Origin of the sequence: Rhodobacter sp. 24-YEA-8 (genome assembly GCF_900105075.1) — a bacterium.
GTDB lineage: Bacteria > Pseudomonadota > Alphaproteobacteria > Rhodobacterales > Rhodobacteraceae > Pseudogemmobacter.
The window spans coordinates 63,722-86,295 of the sequence record NZ_FNSK01000005.1 but is presented as its reverse complement, the minus strand read 5'-3'; the positions used below and the strand labels follow the sequence as shown (position 1 = coordinate 86,295).

At 63.3% G+C, this 22,574-nt stretch carries 11 protein-coding genes; 2 read left to right on the top strand and 9 right to left on the bottom strand.

The window, feature by feature from the left end:
• Positions 1 to 44: 44 nt before the first annotated feature.
• Positions 45 to 209, top strand: coding sequence for a hypothetical protein (locus BLW25_RS24795; protein WP_216279479.1), 165 nt, complete (start codon positions 45 to 47; stop codon positions 207 to 209).
• A 51-nt stretch (positions 210 to 260) separates the two neighbouring features.
• Here the strand turns inward: BLW25_RS24795 and BLW25_RS21955 are convergent, their stop codons facing one another.
• Positions 261 to 2,243 carry a sensor histidine kinase gene (locus BLW25_RS21955; protein WP_216279478.1) on the bottom strand — a complete coding sequence of 661 codons (1,983 nt, stop codon included), beginning with the start codon at positions 2,241 to 2,243 and terminating at the stop codon, positions 261 to 263.
• A gap of 187 nt (positions 2,244 to 2,430) precedes the next feature.
• On the opposite strand from BLW25_RS21955, the gene BLW25_RS21950 reads away from it, so the two are divergent.
• Positions 2,431 to 3,213 (top strand): response regulator transcription factor, encoded by a 783-nt coding sequence (locus tag BLW25_RS21950; RefSeq protein ID WP_092904164.1) that lies wholly within the window; start codon positions 2,431 to 2,433, stop codon positions 3,211 to 3,213.
• 294 nt (positions 3,214 to 3,507) lie between these two features.
• On the opposite strand, the gene BLW25_RS21945 is transcribed toward BLW25_RS21950, so the two are convergent.
• The 8 genes from BLW25_RS21945 to BLW25_RS21910 all read right to left on the bottom strand — a co-directional run bounded on the left by BLW25_RS21945 (position 3,508) and on the right by BLW25_RS21910 (position 22,261).
• Complete coding sequence (locus BLW25_RS21945; protein ID WP_092904162.1) at positions 3,508 to 3,726, bottom strand: hypothetical protein; 219 nt, start codon at positions 3,724 to 3,726, stop codon at positions 3,508 to 3,510.
• Between the two features lie 262 nt (positions 3,727 to 3,988).
• On the bottom strand, positions 3,989 to 5,089 hold the full coding sequence (locus BLW25_RS21940) for a BamA/TamA family outer membrane protein (RefSeq protein WP_092904160.1): 1,101 nt from the start codon (positions 5,087 to 5,089) through the stop codon (positions 3,989 to 3,991).
• Complete coding sequence (locus tag BLW25_RS21935; RefSeq protein ID WP_092904158.1) at positions 5,086 to 5,940, bottom strand: efflux RND transporter periplasmic adaptor subunit; 855 nt, start codon at positions 5,938 to 5,940, stop codon at positions 5,086 to 5,088. The genes BLW25_RS21940 and BLW25_RS21935 overlap by 4 nt, the downstream gene beginning before the upstream one ends.
• On the bottom strand, positions 5,927 to 7,411 hold the full coding sequence (locus BLW25_RS21930; protein ID WP_171909708.1) for a TolC family protein: 1,485 nt from the start codon (positions 7,409 to 7,411) through the stop codon (positions 5,927 to 5,929). Before BLW25_RS21930 ends, BLW25_RS21935 begins: the two co-directional genes overlap by 14 nt.
• A gap of 28 nt (positions 7,412 to 7,439) precedes the next feature.
• A complete protein-coding gene (locus BLW25_RS21925) occupies positions 7,440 to 9,443 on the bottom strand; it encodes a site-2 protease family protein (protein WP_143040592.1) in 2,004 nt (667 codons plus the stop codon).
• Positions 9,416 to 10,912 carry an efflux RND transporter periplasmic adaptor subunit gene (locus tag BLW25_RS21920; RefSeq protein WP_143040591.1) on the bottom strand — a complete coding sequence of 499 codons (1,497 nt, stop codon included), beginning with the start codon at positions 10,910 to 10,912 and terminating at the stop codon, positions 9,416 to 9,418. Before BLW25_RS21920 ends, BLW25_RS21925 begins: the two co-directional genes overlap by 28 nt.
• Before the next feature lie 122 nt (positions 10,913 to 11,034).
• Positions 11,035 to 11,343: a DUF3467 domain-containing protein gene (locus tag BLW25_RS21915; RefSeq protein ID WP_143040590.1), complete on the bottom strand. Its 309-nt coding sequence runs from the start codon at positions 11,341 to 11,343 to the stop codon at positions 11,035 to 11,037.
• A gap of 19 nt (positions 11,344 to 11,362) precedes the next feature.
• Entirely contained in the window at positions 11,363 to 22,261 is a 10,899-nt protein-coding gene (locus BLW25_RS21910; RefSeq protein ID WP_092904148.1) for a calcium-binding protein, read from the bottom strand.
• Between the last annotated feature and the right edge of the window lie 313 nt (positions 22,262 to 22,574).

Below are 22,574 nucleotides of genomic sequence, written 5' to 3'. Positions count from 1 at the left end.
CCGCCGCAGCCGTCGAGTCCGCGCGCTATTTCAACGAGCTGATCGTGGCAGATGAGGCAGCATCGGTGGAGGCAGCCCGTGCGGCCCGGGGCGAAGTTCACCAGCCCGAGGACCGTGCCGCCTGGGAGGCGGGGGCAAAAGGTGTCTGGGAAAGCCTTGCTCCCGTCGTCGGTGGCCTCGACGCCATCGAGGCCATCCGCGCCCTCTGAGCTCCGACCCACGCGTGGCTTTCCTTCTCGGCTGCTTGGGAAAGTCACATGTCAGGACCGGATCTGTGGCAGGCGGAAGCTTATCGTCGTGCCGGTTCCCACCTTACTCTCTGCCGTGACCGTGCCGGAGTGGGATGCAATGATCCGGTCGACCAGGAACAGTCCAAGGCCGGAGCCGTCGATATTTATCGCGCTGCGGCCACGATAGCCGTTTCCAAATATTCTGGAAATCTCGTCTTCGGGTATTCCGACGCCGTTGTCTTTGATACTGATGACGATTTCATCGCCCTCCAGTCCGGCCGTCAGCGCTATTTCAGAGCTGCGTTCATCAGAGGCGTATTTGGTGGAATTTTCAATCACGCTGACCAGGGCGATTTCAAACATTTCCAGATCGGCCATAATAAGGGCATCTTCTGCATCTGGCTCTATAATCAGTTCCAACTGCGCATTTGGCATCAGTTCCATTGCGCGACCAGTGCCTGCGGCGATCAGATTTCTGACGGTATGCGCTTCAAGATCTGCCCGGAAAGATGCGCCCTGGACGCGGCTTCGGACAAGGTTCACCTCAAGAATATCGACAAGCCGGGATATGGCGCGGCGCACGCGGGTTATACGTCCTTCGTTGACCTCATCCTCCGTGGGAAGCGACATACCGATTGCGTCCACCGTTGCACGGATGATTGCCAGAGGGGTGCGATACTGATGCGATACCGCCTCAAAAAAATTGATCTTCTGGCGCTGGCTTTCCAGTTCCGCCTGCAGGGCCTCCTCCGCCACCTGCTTTGCGGAGGCAAGCTCTTCTGTCCGTTCCTCAACCAGATCTGCCGCCTTCTTTTCAGCCGTTTTGGCGGTTTCCAGCTCGCGCTGTCGGATCATGCGGTTGCGGGATTCCATATCGCGCATCCGCACCGCCATTGCGCCGGTCAACAGCAGCATCTGGCCGAGAACTGCAATTCCATAGGCATGCATAACGAAATTCGGCAGCAAAGGCGCGCCTAATCTTTGCATCAGCGCCATTGAAACGCCTATCCCGGTCAGAGAATAGGCGGTGGCCCGCATCTTTCCGGCAAATCCATCTTCGTTACGATAGTAGATTGCCACGCACATATTCAGGATTGCGATTGCCAAGGCAGCGAGCGATCCGATCGGACCAAAGACGAGGTTCATACCGAGCGCAGAGAATAAACCTCCGACCAGACCAAGCATCGCCGGTATGATGTAGGAGATCCGCAGAAAGATATTCTTCCGCATAATCTCCATAATACTTATGCAGGACACCACGCTGATCGTCATCCCGATCCAGGCATTGAATCCGATGAAGAAATCATTGGCACGGCCGTTCCCCGGGAAGAGATAGACCCGGCTGATCCCGAGATTACCAAAATAGATCATCGAGACGCCGAATGTCGCCATCGCCAGCCAGAAATATTGCGGCTTGCGGTCATAATACAGGAACACGAACTGGATCATTACCATGATCGCCATGCCGCCAAACCACAGCCCGTAGATCAGGGCAGATGTGGTGACGAAAATGATATGGTTCTGCTCGGGGTAAAGTCGCAGATCGACCTGGGTCGAGGAATTGCGGTTTTCAATGCGGATCAGCACCACCGTCGCGCGATCCGGCTTCAGATCAAGGCGGACCGCATCCATCAGGCCGGAAATTCCGTCCTCCTGAAACGGCCGGTGATCGCCGCCTTTCCACAGCGCAAAATCGGTGGCGCGCAGGCCGCCGCGCTCTTCGGCAATGTAGAAATCCACCAGGTCGAGATAGTTCGGCTGCAGGCTCAGCACCGCGCGTTTGCGCTCTTTCGCAGTGATCTCCAGCCTGAGCCAGATCGCGTCGCTGGTATAGCCGAAGCTTGCGGTGGGCTTTGTCGGGACGAAGCTGTCCTGGCGCTCCAGCACGTCGGTCAGGCTCAGCTGACCGGTGCTGTCGCGCAGCATGGCGACGCGCCCCTCCAGCGAGAGCGGCGCGCCCGGAACCATGTCGGCACCGGCGGTGCCTGCAGATACAAAGATTAAAAAGATCACCAGAACGGCGCCTAACCACCTACCGGCACAGGCCCGGAATGTGTTAATAGTTCCAGACCATTCCATGTGCTTCAGTGCGGCTGCCATTCTGCGGCCAGGTGCTTTCCTTTTCCCCACGCCCCGAACCGCACGTTTCCCGCCCCGTCCCGCAGACGGGTCTGAGACATATGAATGAGGCCTGCTCCTGATGCCAAGAAACCCCGACTCTCCGCGGCAGAGGGTAGTTCTCGTAGAGGACAATGAGGATCTCCGGCGTGGCCTGGCAGAGTATCTGAGCCTCTGCAATTTCGTGGTGGATGAGGCGGCAACGGGGGCGGCCTTCTTCGCGGCCCTGCAGCAAAATCGTTATGACGTGGTCATTCTGGACGTCAACCTGCCTGATGTCAGCGGCTTTGATCTGGCGCGGTTCATGGCCGCAAAAGGTGATGCCGGCATTATCGTGCTGACTGCGCGGGGCAGCCGGCAGGACCGCGTCAGGGGCTATGAGACCGGGGCCGATCTTTATCTGACGAAGCCGGTCGACAGTGAGGAACTGGCGCTGGCGGCGTGGAATCTGGGGCTGCGGGTGCGCCGGATGCGCGGGGTGGCGAGCCAGACACAGGACAAGGCTGAGACGGTTCCCCCGCTGCCCTATACCGCCCCGGAGCCCGCCTTGCCTGCGGCGAAGACGGGCGGCTGGGTACTGGACCGGGCGCGTCAGGCGCTGCATTGCCCAAATGGCGCGACGCTGGCGGTCTCCGGCAAGGAGTCGCTCCTGCTGGAGCAGATGGCGGGCCAGGTCGGCAAGATTATCAGCCGCAACAGCCTGCAAAGCATCTATGAGGAAGATTTTGTGCCGGTCGAAAGCCGCAAACTTGATGTGGCGATCAGCCGGCTGCGGATCAAAATCAGATCGGCGGGCACGGAACTGCCGGTCCAGATCATTCGCGGCGGGGGTATTCGTCTGCTTGAACCTATCATCATCACCTGAGCCGGATTTCCGGTGTCATGCCCTCGCTTCTGGAAGGGCCTGACACCGGGATGCCTCAGACCACCAGAGACATCAGTAACCCCAGCAGGGCGGCCGTCACCAGAAGCCCGGTGCCGATCCAGACCCAGCCTCTGTTGCGCAACGGCGTCGGGGCCCAACAGAGGCCGCAATGCACGGACAAAAAGCGGACTTTATGCCCGCAATGACATGTGAAAAATCGCCTGGTCATTCTTGTATCCATGATAAGGCCGCCGCCTGAAGCGCTTCCCCTGCTTCAGGCGAGGCCCGATTTCGTCAGCGTGATACAGCCAAAGGCGAAAGGCCCGGTCGCCGACGCGAGGGCGGCGGCGGCTTTGCCATGTTGCTTACATATTGCAGATCGCTTTTCAGCGTCGCCAAAAGCAAAAACAAAGCGTCATCGCCGGGACCAGAAGCCGGGCCCGGAGTGCTGGCGTAATGCTCCAGCCAGTCCAGGATCCGCTCTGCCAACTCTGTCGATGATTCAGTTTTCATGATGGCTCTCCGCGTGCTCGGATCAGACCGTGCAGGCAGTGGCTGCATCTGTTCCTGTTTTCTGTCGGAACCCGACACCACTCACAAAAGCTGCAATGATTTATTTTATAGAGTTTCAGGGAAAACCGGGCAATTGTCATAAAGTAACGTAATGAAACACCGGGCAACAGCGCGTGTTTGAAAGTGATGCGGGCGGGTAACAGTCGGGCCGCCTCGGCGGTGCCGCCCGGAACCGGTGGCTCCGGGTGGCCGGATGCGCCGGTCAAAAGCTGGAGATCAGGTTCAGTGAGACCCGGTTCAGGCTGTCATGTTGCCGGTGCGACAGCGGTGCGGCGAAGCTGACATTCACGATGCCAAGCCCCGTCTTCCAGTAAAGCGACAGGCCGGCGGCGCTGCGCAGGTCATAGCTGTCATCCACCGGGCCACCGGCACCGACCGGCGCACCGTCAAGCTTCCAGACGCTGCCGGCATCGACAAAGGCGCCCATCATGAAGCGCTCGGAAATATCGCGGCGCAGCTCGACACTGGCGAGGACATAGCGGCTGCCGCCAAGTGCGGTGTCGGTCACATCCGCAAGGTAATCGCGCGGGCCGACGCCGCCGATACCAAAGCCGCGTGGTGCCTTGCCGCCGAGGAAGGCGCGGTCATAGATCGAGAGGCTCTGCCCGTCCCGCGCCTCGATGGCGCCCCCGCCCAGACGCAGACTCAGCGCCCAGTCGGGTGCCAGTCTGCGGGCGATCACCGCATTCATCTCCAACGAGTCAAAATGACGGTCGCCCGCGAAAGCATTGGTCCAGGTCAGGTCGAGCATCTGGCCATGACCGGGCAACTGGCGGTGGTCGATCTCACCGAAGCTCAGCGTCAGCTCGATCCCGGCAGTGTCGGAATGGCCCTGTTCGGAGAGGATCAGCGGCGAGGTGTCAATCTCGATATCGTCGATGGCATCTTCCTGCCAGAACACGCCGCCATGCACCCGGACCCGAGGCGCAACCCGCGCCGAAACCGCCAGCCCAAGGCGTGAGCGCGCGGTGGCATAGCCATCATCATCCCAGTTGCTGCGGCTGTGCAGCCCCGACAGGATCAGCCGCGTGTCAGTGCCCAGCCTTGTGTCGCCCATCTCATGCACATAGCGCAGCCGCAGCCGGCCATCCTGCCCCTTTTCGCCCTCGCGATATTCGAGGCCCAGATCGATGCCGCTCTGAAGGATATTCTCCCCCTCCAGCCCGATGCCGACAATCGCGCCCCTGGTCGAGGACCAGGCCGCACCGGCGGACACTTCTGCCCCGCCGCCGGTCTGTTGCGCCGCAACCGGCACGGCCAGCGCAAGAAGGGCCGCGAGAGATGAAAGGATGTGGCGGCTCATAGCTTCGCTCCTTCACCGCCGGGCGGCGGAGTGATGATCTGACAGTCCAGCCCCGGCAGCAGATCCGGGGCCGTCAGCGTGAAAAAGACCGAGATGGTGCCCGAGGAAATATCGGCCATCGGCGCGGCATAATCGAAATCGAGCGGGCGTTCGGTGCCGCCGATTCTGGCGCGGAAGCTGGTCATGGCAAGAAAAGCCGGCACCTCGGACGATGGCACCCAGGCTTCGACCCGGAGCGGATCGGTGACTGTGATCACCGCAATCGGCTGCTGGCTGTCGGGCGCCTCCCCGGCATCGATCAGCATCTCGCCCACAGTGCCGGCAACCGGGCTGCGGATCACGGCTTTCTCGACGCCAACCCGCACCCGCGCGGCCTCCAGCCCGGCAAAGCGCAGCTCCGCCTCGGCGCGCAGCAACTCGCCTTTCGCCAGATCGAGATCGAGGCGTGCGGTTTCCACTTCCGCCTCCGAGACCGCCCGGCTGCGCAGCGCCTTTTCCAGCCGCGCAAGGCGTGAGGTCAGCGCCGCGATCCGCGCCGTTGCACTGTCGCGCGCCGCAGTATCGCTGGCCCGCGCCTCGGCCAGTGCAAGTTCCGCCTCGGCCAGCTGGGAGTCGAAGCGCGCAAGCACCTCGCCCTCGGCCACTTTCTGGCCGGGCCGCACCGTCACGCTGGCGATCACGCCCGAGACCGGCGCTGCCACTCTGACCTCGCGCAAGGCGCGCACCGCACAGGAGACCGGCATCGGCGCAAAGCCGGGTGCCATGTCCTGCGCGGAACTCTGCGCCGGGGCCTGACCCGGCAGCAGCGCGCAGATGAGGGTGAGGGGCAGCAGAGGTTTAGCGCAGAACATTCTTATTCATCGCTCCGGTCAGGTGCTGCAGCTTGACCCAGGCGCGCAGATATTCGATGCGCTGCACTTCCAGCTCCATCTTCATCTCGCTGGACTGCCGTTCGCGCGCGGCGAGGATCAGCTCATTCGACTCGCCGGTCGCCACGCGGTCACGCTCGGTCTTCGCATTGGCATTGGCGTTGGAGGCCGCCTGCGACAGCCGCCCGATGGAGGCCGACAGCTGTTTCATCCGCTCCAGCACCATAACCGTCTCGGTATCGACCTGGCGGCGCGAGGCGTGGAAATCGACGATTGCGGCGCGCAGATCGACATTGGCATCCAGGGTGCGCAGCCCATCCCCGCGCGCGTTGAAGATCGGCAGCGTGACGCGGACGCCGGTGGTGGTTTCCTCGGTTTCCGAACCACCGCCAAAGCGGCTGCCCTCACGCGTCTCGGTCTCCATCGTCATGAACAGATCGACCACCGGGCCGAAATCGGCGGCAATCGCCTGTTTGCGCGCCAGATCCGCCTGGACCACGCCAATCGCGATGCTCAGAAGCTCCGGGTTGTTCTTGCGCGCAGCTTCTTTTGCGGCCTCGGCAGTGACATTGCGCTCGCTGCCCATGATCGAGCCGGGCACATCGACTTTCTGCACATCCGAAATCGCAGTGCCGGTCAGCCAGGACAGGCGGCTCAGCGCCTCGGCATAGCGGGTGGTCTCGATGGCGAGATCGCTTTCGGCGCGGGCCTGTTCGGTCAGGATCGCCCGGCGTGAGGTGTCATTCGCCAGACCCGCATCGGTCAGCACGCTTTCGGCGCTGGACTGCCGCCGCAGGCTTTCGGCGCGCGCCTTCAGCTCGGTGATCTTGGCCTTGCTCTGGCTCGCGACCAGATAGGCGTCGAAGGTCTCGAACAGCACCTTTTGCGCGGTGGCGATATAGCGGACCTCGGCGGCGGTGCGGGCGGTGGAGCCCAGTTTGATGCCATAGATCCGGCTCATATCGATCAGCGGCTGGCGCATTTCGACATACATCGTGGTCACCGGGTAATTCGCGGTGCCAAGCTCAAACACCTGGTTATCCGAAGACACCACCGTCGTATCGACGGTCGAGGAAGTGTAGTTCAGGCTCAGCTGCGGCAGATAGCCGAAGATCGCCCGCATCCGCTGCGCATCGGCACGGTTGATGTCCTGGGCGGCACGACCAAGGTCAGAGTTATGCTCCAGCGCCGCCTCAAGCAGCGTGTTCAGCGGCACGGCGCCCGCGTTCATGGTGGCATCGCCGCCAAGCGCCTCATTCAGCCCGGCGATGGAATTGGCGCGGGCCATAGCCTTGTCAAAGGCGCCCTCGGCCTTTTCGCGCTTTTTGCCATCGACGCCATTGGTGACCAACCCGTCCAGCCGCTCCGGCGTGGCCTTGTTCGACATGCCATCGCAGGCCGCAAGCCCGAAGCCTGCCAACAGTGCCAGCAGCGAAATCGCTCCCTTGTTCATGATCTTACCCTCTGATCCTTTCGGGGGTTTACGGCCCGCCATTGTTCTCAAGCCGTTGTTGCCGCTCGGCAATTTCGGCATTCCTGAATTGTGTGATCTTGTCCGCGACCCAAAGCGCGCCGTGGCGCCAGACCGGGATCGGCTCAAACGAGAGCCGCAGCTGCGCCGCACCCGCCTGAAGGCCAGACGCCATGAACGGCGCGGTCAGGCGAAGGGTGAAGCTGCGGCCATCCTGCTGGCCGGGCTGCCCCTCCTGGCGCGGTTCCTCGGCCAGATGCAGCATGGCGGGGTCCAGCGGCAGATAGCGGCCATCCAGCCGCAGCGTCGCGCGGCTCAGGCCCCGCTCAAAATGCTGGACCAGCCGCTCCGGCACCGCGCCGACCATCACGACCTCCGCCGTATCGGGCAAAAGCCGCCCGATCACGGTGCCTGCGGGCAGGAACTCCCCCGGACGCAAGCGGCGGGTCAGGGTGAAGCGACCGGCCTCGGTCGCGGTGAGGGTCAGCGCTGCGCGGTCGGCCTCAACCAGGCGATATTGCGCCTCGGCGGCAATCACCTGATCCTCGCCCCGCCGCAATCCCGCAGCTCCGCTGGCAGTGCCGATCTGGCGGGCAAGCCCGGCCTCAGCCACCCCAAGTGCGGCGAGCGAAACCCGCGCCTCACTCGCCGGGTTTGAAAGCGTCAGCAGCACAGCGCCTGCCGCGACATGGCCATCCTCGGCCACGGTTTCACTGACGAATCCGGGCTGTTTCACGGTGACCGCATAGCGGCCAAGCGCATCCGGCGCGACCTCGATCACCGCCACCGGGGCCACCGGGATGAACAGCGCGCCGGTCAGCAAAAGCCCCGCACCTGCCGCCAGCATCCGGCGCCTCCGCCCGCCCGCCTGCGGCGCGACATTGGCGGGCGGCGGCGTGTTCAGCCGGTTCAGCGTCGGCGCCGCCAGCATCAGCCAGCCGCCCCAGGCGCCGACCAGCAGGCCAAGCCCCAGATAACGCGGCAGCAAATTCCAGACGAGTGTCAGCAGGATCACCCAGCGATAGATCATCGAGGCAAGGCCATACCCCGCCAGCGCCAGCTCATGGCGCATGGGAAAGCGTTGCGGCGTCGCTGCCAGCCCCAGACCCGACCGCCAGAGTCGCCGCAGCGCCGTGGTGGCATCGGTGCCAAGGTTCCGGTGGTTCAGGAGGTCCGCCAGAATGAAATAACCATCCATCCGCATCAGCGGATTGGCGTTGAACAGAAGCGAGCTGAACACCGAGAAGACGAAGGCACGGCCCAGCACCTGGCGCAGCTCATCGCTCCAGACCAGGTGCCAGGCGATGAACAGCAAGAGGCCCACGCAAAGATCCGTGAGGATCCCCGCGCCCGAGATCAGGATGCGCTGGCGGCGGCTGGCGGTCAGGTCGGCTTCAGAGCAGTCGACATAGGGGATCGGGTAAAGCCCGATCACATTCACCCCGGCCTTGCGCAGCCGCACGCCGCAGGCAGTAGCGGCAAGGATATGGCCGAATTCATGGATCAGCTTCAGGAAGGGCGCGATAAGGCCGAAGGTCAGCAGCGCCTCGATCGAAAACACCTCGCGGAACTCGACCATGATCTTCCAGTCGTTCCGGCTGCCCAGCATCAGAACGATCAGCGCCAGCACCGCCAGCATCACGATGCCCGGCAGGCCAAAGGCCAGCCGCGACAGGCGGGCAAGGCGTGGTTGCAGCGGTGCGGCCTCGAATAAAGGCAGCTGCATCTGCATCGGGTTGAACGGCTTGCGCTGGAACCGCGCGCCCTCGCGCATCTGGCGCAGCCAGGACAAGGCGGTGAAGCCGTGCTTCGCCTCCTCCTGCCCCAGCCCTTCGCGCGCGGCGCTGTCGCCAAGTGCTGCGGTGGCAAAACGGCGATAGCCTGCGGCTGCCGCCCGGCTCAGGCGCAGGATCTGACCGCTGACACGGTCCACCAACAGATAGCTGAACCCCCGCCCCTCGGCCGAGAGATGCAGCTCCACCTGCTTCACAAGCGCAGGCCGAGGTAGGTCCATAGCGTGGTCCTTGCATATTCGGTCAGGTAATGGGTCAGGCCCAGGATGCGGGGGGTGGTCTCTCCTTCAAGGCGGGCATAGCCGGTCAGCCCGGCAAGCAGGCGGTCATCACCCGGGTCGATGCGGGCGATCAGTTCCAGATGATCGGTGCCGGTCTGGCTGTTCCTGACCAGCGCGGGGGGCGAGATCAACGTCACGCGGTATTCCGCATCGCTGAGGCCGCGGAACATGGCGCTGCCCTGCATGCCGGTTGTCAGTCGGCGCGCATCGCCGGTTGAGGGCGTCAGCACCATCACGAAATCGGACCCTGTCTGGATCTGCGCCACCTCACGCCCGGTGGTGAAACTGCCGCCGGTCGCATGGGGCGGCAAAGCCGAGATCACCCGCCCCGCCGCCGGCGCCAGGATCACCAGCTGATCAATCCGCCGCTGCACCTCGGCCAGCCGCGCCTCGGCGATCTGGCGGCGGCTTTCATGCAGCCGCACCGCGCCGTAATCATTCTTCGCCATCGCGGCCTGGGCGTTCAGCTCCTCGACCGAGATGTTCAGCCGCTCCTGCGCCGCCTGTTCCGAGAGGGTGGTGGAGCGGAAGCGGGCCATCGGCTGGCCTTCGCCCACCTGATCGCCGACGCGGACCAGCATCTCCTCCAGCACGGCATCACTCGACAGCGCGGCGATCACCGAATGCTCGGGCGTCGCGACCCCGGTCAGGGTGATCCTCTCCGGCACTGGCCAGGCAAGGAACAGCGCCAGCATCGCCGCCGCCGCCCAGCCGAGCGGCTTCATCCAGCGCCAGCGCGCGGATTTTGCCTGCAGCCGCAGCGGGTGGATCAGCTGCATCAGCGCCGGGATCGCGGGCGCCATGCCCTGATCGGCGCTTTCCGTATCAAACAGCACCGCGCCAAAGCCGCCCGGCTGCGTGGGCGGCAACAGGGTGAGGCTTTTGCGGCCCAGCCGTTCCAGGATCAGCCCGGCCTCAAGCGCCCCCTGCGCATCCGTCCCCAGATCGAAGCGCAGGGGGCTGTTGCCCGCGACGCCGATGGCGCGGGGCAAAAGGTTTCGGATCAGATCCGAGGCCGCCGCAATACCGCTGTCCGAGGCCCAGAGCTTCGCGACCCGCTCGCCTTTCAGGGTAAAGATCGCAAGACCAGAGCCTTCGCCCGCCTCGACCAGCCGCTCGCCAAGGAACTGCACCACACTCTCGGCGCGCCGCACCGGGGCCTTCAGCGCCAGCGCGAGCGCCGTCAGTTCCGGCCCCTTTTGCGCGACGGGGCGCGCCTGGCTGGCGCCATACCCCGCCAGCCCGCCCGAAATCGCCTGGGCGCGCGCCAGCATCGGCCCGATCCCAGCCAGCGCCGGCACGCTGTCCAGCACCCAAACGCACCAATGCGCCCCCGGCAGCGGCACCGAGATCACCATGCCGCGCCCGTGTTTGCGCGCCGCAGGGCGCTCCTGAAGCAGATCATCCATAAGCGCGCGCTCCTCCGGCGAGGGGGGCTCGCCGAAGATGCGCAGGACATGGCGTCCCGCACCGGTCACAAAGACTGATGTGGCCTGATCAAGCAAAACTGCGGTCTTTCAGGAAGTTATGGTCAGATGTCGATTTTGCCGAACTGATCTTCATAGGCCTTGATCGAGCCGGTCAGGATCGCGGCGAAGCGCTTGGCCGCATAGGGGTTCAGCACGACGCGGGTCGAGAGGTTCACGTCGATTTCCTTGTTGTCGCCGGCGTTGCCGCGCCAGTTCTGATGCGTGCCGAGCAGCAGATAGAACTCTTCGCGATTGGCAGTGGCGGTGCCGATATTGGCGTAGACGCTTTCCATTTTGTCGTCATGCCAATGGATGGTCATGCCATTCATCGAGGTGGTGTGTTTGCCTTTGGTGGCCGGGGTATCGGTCATTTTTCTTTCCTTTTTTGTCTTATTCAGCGGCCAGCGGGCGATCACCCGTCACGGCCTCGGCATTGGTGGCGCGCATTTGCAGCACCTGGGCAAGACGCCCGATCAGGATCTCCAGCATCACCGGATCGGTATCGCCCGACAGCAGCCCCGCCTCGATCAGCGTGGCGAGCATACTTTCGGCCAGGAGGTCGGACCCCGCCCCCATCGCAATCAGCTGCGCCAGCGCGCGCAACACGTCGGGATCGTCCAGCATGTCGATGCTGCGCCGCCAGAGATCGGGGTCCAGCGCATGGCGCGACAGACCCGGGAAGGGCACAACCTTGCCGAGCGGGCTTTCCAGCACCGCCTCCAGCGGGTTGCCGATCGCCGCATTCTGCTGCGCGTTCGACACCACATCCACCGCGCCACGCCCCGCGAAGTTCGAGGTGTAGAGGTAGCGCTGATCCTTCTCGGCCCGGTCGGCAAAGCCCGAAGGCAGCCAGGCGCGGAAGAGGCCCGCATAGCCATCCGAGAAGATCGCATCCTCGGCGGTGTTGCCGTAGAACATATCCGGGCCAAGGCCACCGATCATCACATCATGACCGCCCTCGCCGTAGATATGGTCGTAACCGCCGGTCTCGAAGGCGAAATTGGTGTCGATGGTCAGCCATTCCATCAGCCCGCCTGCGGCGGCATCCTCCCAGCGGCGGGTGATGATCGCAGTATCGCCGATCAGCAGATCCTGGCCATCGCCGCCGTAAAGCGTATCGGCCCCGAAGCCCGCGACGACAATGTCATTGCCGGTGCCGCCATAGATCAGATCATCGCCGCCCACGTCGATCCGGGTCGATTCCAGCCGGATCAACCGGTCCGCCGCCGACTGGCCCGGCAGGCGCAGATCGGGATGCGAGAACAGGAAGGTGGCGATATCGCCGAGGATCACATCATCGCCGCCGCCCGCCTCGATCGTGTCATTCCCGGCCTGGCCCAGCAGGATGTCATCGCCCTTGTCGGAGGCATCGGTATGGATGAAATCGTTGCCGCCCCGGGTGACATCGGTCATCTCAAGGGTGACGATATCGGTCGCATTGGTGAAGGTGACCTCGCCGCTGTCGCCGAAGATCACATCCTCGCCTGTACCGCCGTACAGGCTATCATCGCCCTGGCCGCCGATCAGGATGTCATTACCCGCGCCGCCATAGATCAGATCGCGGCCTTCCTCTTCACCGACCAGCGAGGTGATGCGGCCAGCGTTGCCGTTCAGCGGCGCCGCATAGCGCCCGTTATCGCCGAGGATCACATCATCGCCCGCCCCGCCGTAAAGCGTGTCGTTGCCGAAGCCGCCCATGATCACATCCGCGCCCGAGCCGGTGGTGATGACGTCATTGCCACCACGATTGGCATAGGTGGTCTCCATCACGTCGCCCCCGAAATCGGAAAGCCCGATCCAGGACAGGGTGCCGGCATCACCGATCACCCGGTTGCCGCCATTGCCCAGAGTGGCGCGGTCATCGCCGCCGCCCAGCACCGCCCGGTTGCGGCCATTGCCGCCGAACAGCGTGTCGGCACCATCGGTTGCGGTCCAGATCCCCTCGGCCGAGGTCGCGTCGATGCGGCCCAGATCGCCAATGATCACATTATGGCCGTGGCCCACGGTGATACGGTCATCGCCCAGACCCGCGATCACCCGGCTGTTGCCATTGCCGGTGACGATCACATCATTGCCGGTCGAGGTGCCGGTATCGACCAGCGTGGCCGTAACCGTGCCATCCTTGTCGCGCAGCAGATACATCACCCCGTCATCGGCCAGGATCGCATCATTGCCATCGCCCGAATAGATCGTGTCATCGCCGATCCCGGCGAGGATATAGTCATTGCCCGCGCCGGTCGTGATCAGATCGGCCCCGCCCATCGCATCGGTGCGGGTCTCGACCGAGGATACCGCCTCATTCAGACGGGTGCCGCGCACCACGCCGAAATCGCCGAGGATGATATTGTCGCCCAGCGTGTCGGTGATGATGTCACCACGCCCGCCGCCGATCAGGATGTCATTGCCCTCATTGCCGTTCAGATGGTCCACCCCGGCATTGACCGAGCTGTCGAACTGCGTCTCGATATCCTCGGCCACGAGGTTCGCCGACAGCCGGATCTTCGCGAAATCGCCGATCAGCACATCGGCGCCGCGCCCGCCCGAAAGCGTGTCGTCACCGCCCCCGCCCAGCAGGATGTCATCGCCATCGCCGCCATAGATCGCGTCATTGCCATCGGCCAGATCCTGGGTCGAGAGGTAGACGCTTTGGCCAAAGCCGGTGTTCTTGTTGTAGCTTTCGACAGAGATCGACGCGCCGGTTTTGGCCGAGGTGATCTCGAACCGCCCGCCGGTGATCAGATCGGTGCCGCGCCCGCCATAGAGCACATCATTGCCGCCGCCGCCTTCGATGACGTCATTGCCAAGCTGGCCATAGATCGTGTCGCTGCCGACGCCGCCAATGATGATATCGGCGCCGTCGCGGCTGGCGAGCTGGTTGATCTTGGCCGCCTGGGCGTTGTTGGTGGTGTCCAGCAGCCCGCTCTCGCCCGCCGCCTTGCCCCAGCCCCAGATCTCGGAGGCCGCCGCATCGGTGCGGATTATATCCGCGCCCGCACCGCCCTCGACATAGGCATATGCGCCAGCGACGGTCACGTCATCATCGCCCGCACCCGAATAGACCTTGACGACACCGCTGCTGCCCGCGCCTGCCCTGATCTTGTCGGCCCCCGCGCCGGTCATGATCAGCGCATTGCCGGCGCCGGTGGTGACGGTATCGGCAGCCGTGCTGGCCCTGGTCTGGGTGTAACGGGTGTAGTCATCGAGGAAGGCCGCAAGCGTCACCTTCTTCGCCACCCCGTCCACATCGGTGATCGCGTAATTCGCCTCGGCCCGGGCTGAAGTGTCGACCTGGCCATCCGCCGTGATGCCAAGGATCGCGGTCATCTCGGCCACCGACAGATCGGTGCTGGCAAAGCGCGCGAGGAAAATGTCGCGCATGCCGTAATCGCCATCACCGAAGAAGACGACATTGCCGCCGGGAATGTCGATCACATCATTGCCCGAGCCGCCAAAGATCACATAGGTGCCCGTCGCGCCCGGATTGGCGGTGACCTTGTTCTGACCATCGCCGAGGAAGACCACGATCAGCCCCTCATCAGGCAGCATCACCGTGTCATTGCCGCCATCGGCATAGATCACGATCGGAATATCGGTCTCCAGCTGCGACAGGTTGATGGTGTTGTTGCCCTCGCCCGCCGGGATGATGATGCCCCCGACATTCTGGTTCATCGACCCGCCGAGGCTGCCCTGCTCATTCGACAGGCCGATCTGGATCGGCGAATGCGGCCCGGTCAGGGTGATGACGTCATTGCCATCCTTGTCCATGGTCGACATCGAATTGCCGATGTTCGAGCCGACGGCCAGCACAGCGGTGCCGCCATCCGCCACGGTGGGCGTCAGGCGCGGCGGCAACTGGAAGCCCCCGAACGGAATGGTCACATCGAAATCAACCACATCGATATCGAAGGTCAGATTGATGAAGCCGAGTTTGATCCCGGCCCAGACCGAGAGGTAGAAATTGACGTTGAAGCCACCCTCAAACAGATAGCCAAGGAACTTCGACGGGTTCTCGATCCCGGCATCGATGATCGCCAGCAGTTCCGGGAAGCGCAGCTTGCCATCGTCATTCGGGTCGTTGAAGCCCAGCCAGACGCTGGCGCCGCCGCCAACCTTGATCCCCGCAATCCCAAGGTTCAGCGAAGCCGCGACCTGGAAGCCCACATCGATGAAGGGTTTGGTGTCGAGGAAGACGCCATCCAGCAGCCGGACCGGATCGAGCGTATTGACGAAATTGACGATGCCCGAGAGGTCATAGCCCGCCGAAAGACCGGCATAGGCATGCGCACCGATCTCGAATTTCAGCGCGCCCGAGATAATCGATTTCACCCAGCCCGGCGCGCCGATCTCACCCAGGATCAGCTGCACGAAATCGGTCTTCGGCAGATTCAGGTTGAAGAGCGTGAAGTGGACCTTCACCAGATCGACCTGATCGTATTTGCCCAGGAGGATGTTGATCGCGGAATAGGGGTCGCTCAGCAGCGGCAGTTCCAGCGCGAAACCGCTGGAAAGGCTGCCGAAAACGCCAAGCGCATTGCCGCTTGTGCTGCCCGCCAGAACCGCGGTCGAGGAGGACGAAGCATCCATCACCATCGACGAGCTGTCGATCTTGCCCGTCGCGTCATCACCCACGAAGCTGCCGGTGAAATCGAAGGTGCCGAAGACGAATTCACCACCGGAGGCATGCAGCGCCTCCACGAAATTCGCGATGTCCGAGATGGTCTTCAGAACCGAGTTCACCACGCCGAAGATCGGGAAATATTGCGACAGCGCGTCGACGACGAAACTGAACGGCACCTCCTGCATCCAGCTGAAGGCAGCGGCAAGCGGCTCGATAAAGGCCATCAGCGGGTCGAGGATCGGGCGGATCACCGCATCGTAAAGCACGCTCGCGTCGATGCGGACATTCTCGAAGGCCACCGTCTCGAAGGTGAAGCCAGCGCCACTGGTGGAATCATAGCCGCCCAGCACGATCAGCTCGGTCTTGACCGAGGGGATCACCTGATAGCCGCCGATCAGCAGCGGCTGGTTGCCGGATTTGGTAGGGTCGATGATGTTCGCGGTCAGGCCCAGCTGGATATCGACCGAGGCGTTAAAGACGAAATTCACCAGATTGGTGGTGGAAAGCCGGGTCAGATAGACCAGCTTTTCATAGCTGAGTTCCGCCCCGGTGCCGGTCAGCGGGGTAATGCCGCTCAGATCAATCGCAATCTCGCCCGCGCCTTCGGTGGCGTCACGGTCGATGATCGTCAGGCCCTGATCGCCGTAAAGATCGACGCCGAGCGTACCGGTGACAATCGCGGTGCCCTCGCCCGTGCCCTCACCGATATAGCTGCCATCCACCTTGGTGATCGCATCGACATCAAGGCCGAGGATGCCCATCAGCTTGGCCGAGCCCTGGAAGGTGCCGGCATCCGCCGTCACGCCGATGCGGATCTCCTGTTGATCGGTGTCGTTCAGCAGGAAGAAGCCGGTCTTGTTCAGACCGAAGCCAAGGTTCACGCTGTAATCCAGCGTGATGCGGATGCCCGAGCCTTCCTTCACCGCCAGATCAAAGCCCGGCAGGCCAAGATCAAAGGCGATGTCGAGGAATTCGTCGAAGATCACAGCCGAGAAGTTGATCGCGCCGTAAAGGTAGCTGTCGGTCATGCCGCCTTCGGTGTCGAGGGCGGCCTGGATGAACTGGATCTTCTCGCCATTCGGGTTGAAGACCGCGTTCAGCTGATCGTTGAACCAGCCGGTCAGCAGGTCGATGGTGGTCGGCAGGCTGCCATCTTCCATCGGCGTATGGGCGATCTCGCGCGCCTCGGCCAGGATGCCATAGCGGAAATCGCTGAAGAAGGTGACGGCCGAGCCGATGGCATTGCCGACCACCGGCAGATCAATTCCCTTCAGATAATCATCGAACAGTTGCTGCATGCGGTCGAGGATCATATCCAGCCCGTCCAGCACCGCCGCCGGGTCGTTCAGGAAGGCCAGGATGTTGAAATCCGACAGGAAGCTGGTGATGTCATCGATGGAGGGCAGGCGCAGATCGAATTCGCCCTCCAGATCATCGCCGTTCCACAGATTGATCAGATCGCCGGAGAAGGCATCCAGCACCTGCCCCGACAGCGAGACCGGGCCATTGGTCGTCACCAGATCGGCGCGGTAGGTCAGGCCATGCTCATTCTTGTTGAGGAAACCGAGGCTGTCCTCGAATGCCAGATCGACCACGATCCCGATGGCCACGTCGATGTTGAACAGATCAAGCAGCGAGCGCCCGCCATCCATCACCAGCGCGGCCAGATCGCCGAGGTTGTATTGCCCAACGTGATCGTCGCCATCGATATCGTTGAAGCCAAGCGACAGATGCGCCGGGTCGCTGCTGCCCGCGCCCGCCGTCAGCAGCGCGGTCCCGTTGACGACGCCGATGGAGATCGGGCCGAAGCCGAGTTTCAGGTTCAGCCCATCCTCGGCACCAGCGGTGAATTCCAGCTTCAGCCCCGAGGCCTCGGTATCGAGATAGACGCGCGGCGCGCCGATTTCCTGCGATTGCAGCAGGGTTTTCGAAGTGACATCGCCCGAGATCACCTTGCCGATGCTGTCAAAGCCCAAAAGGCGGGCGGCGTTGGACCCGCCCAGCTCGAAAATCTCGAAGGTGACGGCATGGCCGCCATCGGTGCCAGACACGCCGAAGGTGATCGGACCGGCGCCGATGCTGTCGGCGAAATTGGTGCCGGTCAGGCGGATTTCGCCATCGACCAGCTCGGCCCGGACCAGCTGGCTGACCGCAATGGCCCAGCCCGAAACCGCGCGGCCCGAGACCTCGCTGCGCGCCACATCGGCGGCGGCAAGGGCAGCGTTCAGGGCCGCGACGAATTCCTCCGCCGTGCGGCCTTCTTCGGCGGCGATGGTGATATCCACGCCCGCGCCAAGTTTGCCGGCATCGGCGCCAAAGGCGATGTGGAAGCTGTAGCCGGCGGCGTAATCCTCAAACCCTTCGGCCAACGCCAGAACGGTCGCGCCGTCGACCACTTCCGCGACAGCCGTCTCGGCCCCGAACAGCGCCTCGACATCATCGGCGAGGATGATGCCGGAATTGGCATCGGCCAGCGTGATCTGCCCGGTTTCAGCGTCAAAGGTGAAGCTGACATTGGCGCCTATCGCGCCCTGCAGCTGCGTGTTGATCTTCGCGACCAGCTCTTCCAGCGTGGCGGCACCGGAAATGTCGATATTGACGGTTTTTGCCGCGCCCGTGGTCACATCCTTCCAGCGGATGCGCAGATCATTCGCCCCTTCGGCGGATTCAACCAGCGCGCCGACCGTCGCCAGATCGGTCAGCAGCGTCTCGCCGGTCGCGGTGGGCGCATCATCCAGCAGCACCTTCAACAGGTCGATCCCGAAGGCGAAATTCATTGTCAGATCGGGGTCGAAAACCAGCCGCCCATCGCCCTTCACATCGGCCAGATTGGTCAGGATCTTCGCGGCATCAGCGCCGACGATCGAGGCCAGCTGATCGCCGATCAGCGATTGCAGATCGAAGTTGAACGGCAGCGACTGCGCATAATCCTGCAGGAACGAGAAGCTGAGCCCGAAGCGCAGCGTTTTCGCATCCGCATCCCAGACGAGGCTGACGGTGTCCTGGCCGAAGACGCCTTCCAGCATGGTCTCCAGCTTGGCCAGACCCGATTGCGGGTTGTCGCGCAACTTCTGCATCTCGGCAGCGAGGTCTTTGGCGAAATCCACCGCATCCAGCACCGAGAAATTCAGCAGCGGGATATTCTGGTTCAGGAAGGGCAGCTTCTCCTTCAGCGTCTCGCCCGCAAGACTGACGAGGTTCAGGATGGTGCTGAAACTGTCGAGAATGTCGCCATCGCCCAGCGTCGCCAGCGAATTGATCGCCTCGGTCCCGTCGCCGAGCAGGCGGTAGTTCAGGCTGTCAAGCGGGCTGGCGAGATCGTCGATGGTCAGCGCGATGCCGTCGATCAGGCCCTCATTCAGCCCCTCGATCCCGATCACATTCAGCTTCACATCGCCAAGCTGCAGGTAGAATTGCGACAGGATCTCGCCTTCCGACAGCGTGTAGCCATCGGCATCGACATGGCGCAGATCGGCGCGGTCGGTGGTGGCCGCGCCATCCGCGTCCAGCGCGGCGCCCTTGCCATCGGTGACGATACCGCCCTGCAGATCGGCGCGGCCAATCAGCGTGTTCAGCCCGCGCGTGACGTTCAGATTGCCGTCGGCATCCTCATAAAGGAAAGCGTCGAGGATGTTCTGCAGCGTCACCCGGCTGGAGAAACCGCCATCCCCCTGCCCCAGGATGCTGAAATCGAACTGGGTATCGATTTCCAGGAAGTTCAGCGCCGAGTTTTGCGACCCGAAGGTCAGCGACATCAGGCCAAGATCGGCACTGCCGGTGATATTGCTGGCGCTGCCGGTGATCTGCGCCTGCAAGGCCAGATCGGCAAAGAAGATATTGTCGAGGAGCGCCGAACCGATGGAGCTCTCGCCCCCCTCTGCCTTGTCCAGCGCATGGCGCGCTTCGATGGCATTCGACCCTTCGCCCGCAGCGGCCACCATCGCCGAGGCGAAGCCGATCAGGTCAATCCCCACCGCCGCGTCGAAACTGGCCGACAGCGCCGCCTGCACGCGTGCGGCAAGCGACAAGTTCGACAGCCCGTCGAGGCCGAGATTTGCCAGCGAGAAATTGCCCTCGATTTCGGCATTCACCGTCACCTCGGGGAAGGTGAACATCAGCGCGCCGTCAGCGGTCAGCCGCAGCTCGGCACCGGCCAGTGTCTCGGTCTGCGCCAGTTGCAGATTGACCCATTCCATCAGCGAGGCGAGGTCAAAGGCCCGCGTCATCTGTTCGGGATCAGCGCCGAAGGTGATCGAGGTGCCCGAAGGCCCCACGGCGGCGAAGCTGAAGCCGCCATCCTCCAGCGTGACCTCCAACGGCAGCGCGTTCAGCGCCAGTGCGGCCTCAAACGCCGCCAGCATGCCGGTCAGGTTCGGCGTACCAGCCGCATCATACCAGCCATCCGCCGGTTTCAGCACCTGGACCGGGATCGTTTTGCCATCGACCACGGCGGTGAAGATCAGCTTTTCCACCCCGATCATGGTTTCGGCAAAATCCGCGCCAGGAGTGAAGGTCAGGCCCTGGGCATCCACCAGGCGCAGACCGAGGATTTCCTTCTCGCCATCGGCATAGACCCCGGCTGCGCCGGCCAGCTGATCTTCGGCAAAACCGAGATCGGTGAAATCGAACTCCGTCGCCTGACCATTGCTGCGCCGCGCGCCCAGGAGCGCCAGCGCATTGGCGGCGGGCTGGCCATTCGCGGTGGCAATGCGCAGGTCCTGGCCGCTGGCGGTGACGGCAAAGCCATAGGCGGCCAGCGCGGTGTTCATCAGCGAGGCCAGAGCTGCGGTCTTCGCCGCAGCCGTCGCCGTGGGATCGGCGAGGACAGCATTGCCGGTCAGGCTGACCGTCACCGTCTCGCGCCCGGTCTCGGTCACGACAACAAAGGTGATCTGATCGAGACCGCTCAGCACCGTGGGGTCGAAACCGGCGGTCAGTTCGGTCACAGCCGTTGCAATCAACGCAACCGAGCTGGCCTGCGGATCAAAGCCCAGCCCCGCCGGGTCAATATGGAACAAATCGCTGATAGAGGTGAAGGCGTTGGCGATCTCGGCCAGCACCGAGGACAGCTCGATGCTGGTGAAGGGGATTTCGACATTCAGGAGCGAGTTCTGCAATAGGCCGGCAATCACATCGCCGATGTCCGACAGGAAGGAGGAAATCTGCTCCATCCCCATCGCGGCCAGACCCTCGATCGCGCCTTCCAGCGTCTCGCGCAGGCCCTCATCCGCGACCGATGCGGAAAGGTCGACGTCAAAGCCGATCCGCGCATCTGACAGGAAGCGCGACAGCCGGTCGGCGAGGCCGGCATCCGCCATCCCGCTGCCCAAGAGCGCGGAAGACAGCGTCATATTGATCGCGAAGGGCATCCCCTCGCCATCCGGGCCTTCAACGAGGCCAAAGAGATCAAGGCCACCTTTCAGCTGCAAAGCCGCCAGGGCATAGACCGCACCCTCGGTCACTTCGGCATAATCCGCAGCACCGATTTCGCGGATCTCAGTCGTGATGCCGAGGCCGGTATCGGTATCAAGCCGCTCAACCGTGATCCCGGCGGCGCCGATGGTCAGGCCCCAGCCCAGATCGGCATCAGCGTCATAGCTGACCGCAACGCGGAACTCCGCCAGGGCAATCGCGTCGATGCCAAGCGACAGCAGGCCAAGGCTGACCGTCTCATTCCAGCCAGTGACATCCAGCAGCCCGCCGAACTGCGCCAGTGGGTCAAAGTCGAGATTGTCGACATGCAGGCGGATCTGGGTGCCGCCCTCGACCGCCGCAATCTCGCCGCCCAGCTGGAAGCGGAACTGCGTTGCGTCGCTTTCAATCGCCAGATCGAAGGGCAGTGCGGCAGAACCGAACGCCCATTCGGCAAGCGCGTCAAAGTTGAAATCAAACTGCGGCAGGTTGATCGCCACATCGACGCGGGTCGGATCCAGCACATTCTGGGTGAAACTGACGAGGGTCTGGCCGCCGATCATGATATCGTTCAGCTCGATGCTGAAAAGCCCGTTCAGCGCGGCAGCGTAATAGTCATCGGTGACCGAGGTGATGGTGGCATGCAGCCCTTCAGCAGTGAACCCCGCACCCGGATTGCGCGACAGCAGGCTGTCGACAAGCGTGTCGATATTGGCTCCGACGGTATTGCCAGTGAATGCCGCCAGATCAAAGGTCGCGCGGATATCGTCCCCGGTGACAACCGATCCGCCCAGCTCAGCATTCAGCAGCCCGACCAGATCGGCAACCGCATCGCCACCTGCCGTATCCGCGCCAAGCAGCCGCAGCGCAAGGGCAGAGCTGTCGCGCAACTCCGCCATCGTCGCCCGCAGCCGGTCGGCAATGTCCTGGATCTGATCGGCGCCGCTGACGCCGGTCTGGCTGCCGGCGCCGCCCAGCACATCCAGCACGCCAAGCGCGGCGCTGGCGAGGGTGTCGAATTGCGACAGGATATCATCAATGCCGGTCAGCTGGTTTTCCAGCAGGTGATGCACGCCCGACAGCAACTCCGCCAGGTCATCGGCGCCCGAGATATCCCAGCCCAGCGTCGCATCCATCAGAACGCGCGGCTCAAGCGGCACAAAATCCGGGGTTACCAGCCCGGACGTTACCACCTCTGGCCCAACCGGCCCGGCCGTTGCGGAAAGCTCATGAAACGAGGAAATCAGCTCACGGGTCATCAGCGTCTCCGAACCGGAAATTGGGGGGAATTTGGCACTGGAACCCGCTGGCCGAAGCCGCGTTAACGTCTGCGCGAAGGCAGCAGGTATCTTTCGCAGGGAGCGGGCCGCGCGATCAAGCGGGCAGAGGCAACCGTCTGAAACAGAACGTAACGCCCCGGAACATAATGCGTGTCACTGGCGACGCATTTGTTGCAGAAACGTCTCCGGTTTGCTTCGGGGATTCCACCGGCACCCCCGTTAACGCGTTCTGACCTTTCGGCCTGGCCCGCGCGGAAGCACCTGACCAGGCCCGGTCTGCGGCGAGGGGCCA

Bases quoted from the DNA above. Each gene is read 5' to 3' on its own strand.
- BLW25_RS21945 (WP_092904162.1), bottom strand. From the start codon at position 3,726: ATGAAAACTGAATCATCGACAGAGTTGGCAGAGCGGATCCTGGACTGG.
- BLW25_RS21940 (WP_092904160.1), bottom strand. From the start codon at position 5,089: ATGAGCCGCCACATCCTTTCATCTCTCGCGGCCCTTCTTGCGCTGGCC.
- BLW25_RS21950 (WP_092904164.1), top strand. From the start codon at position 2,431: ATGCCAAGAAACCCCGACTCTCCGCGGCAGAGGGTAGTTCTCGTAGAG.
- BLW25_RS21935 (WP_092904158.1), bottom strand. From the start codon at position 5,940: ATGTTCTGCGCTAAACCTCTGCTGCCCCTCACCCTCATCTGCGCGCTG.
- BLW25_RS21930 (WP_171909708.1), bottom strand. From the start codon at position 7,411: ATGAACAAGGGAGCGATTTCGCTGCTGGCACTGTTGGCAGGCTTCGGG.
- BLW25_RS21920 (WP_143040591.1), bottom strand. From the start codon at position 10,912: ATGGATGATCTGCTTCAGGAGCGCCCTGCGGCGCGCAAACACGGGCGC.
- BLW25_RS21910 (WP_092904148.1), bottom strand. From the start codon at position 22,261: ATGACCCGTGAGCTGATTTCCTCGTTTCATGAGCTTTCCGCAACGGCC.
- BLW25_RS21925 (WP_143040592.1), bottom strand. From the start codon at position 9,443: ATGGACCTACCTCGGCCTGCGCTTGTGAAGCAGGTGGAGCTGCATCTC.
- BLW25_RS21915 (WP_143040590.1), bottom strand. From the start codon at position 11,343: ATGACCGATACCCCGGCCACCAAAGGCAAACACACCACCTCGATGAAT.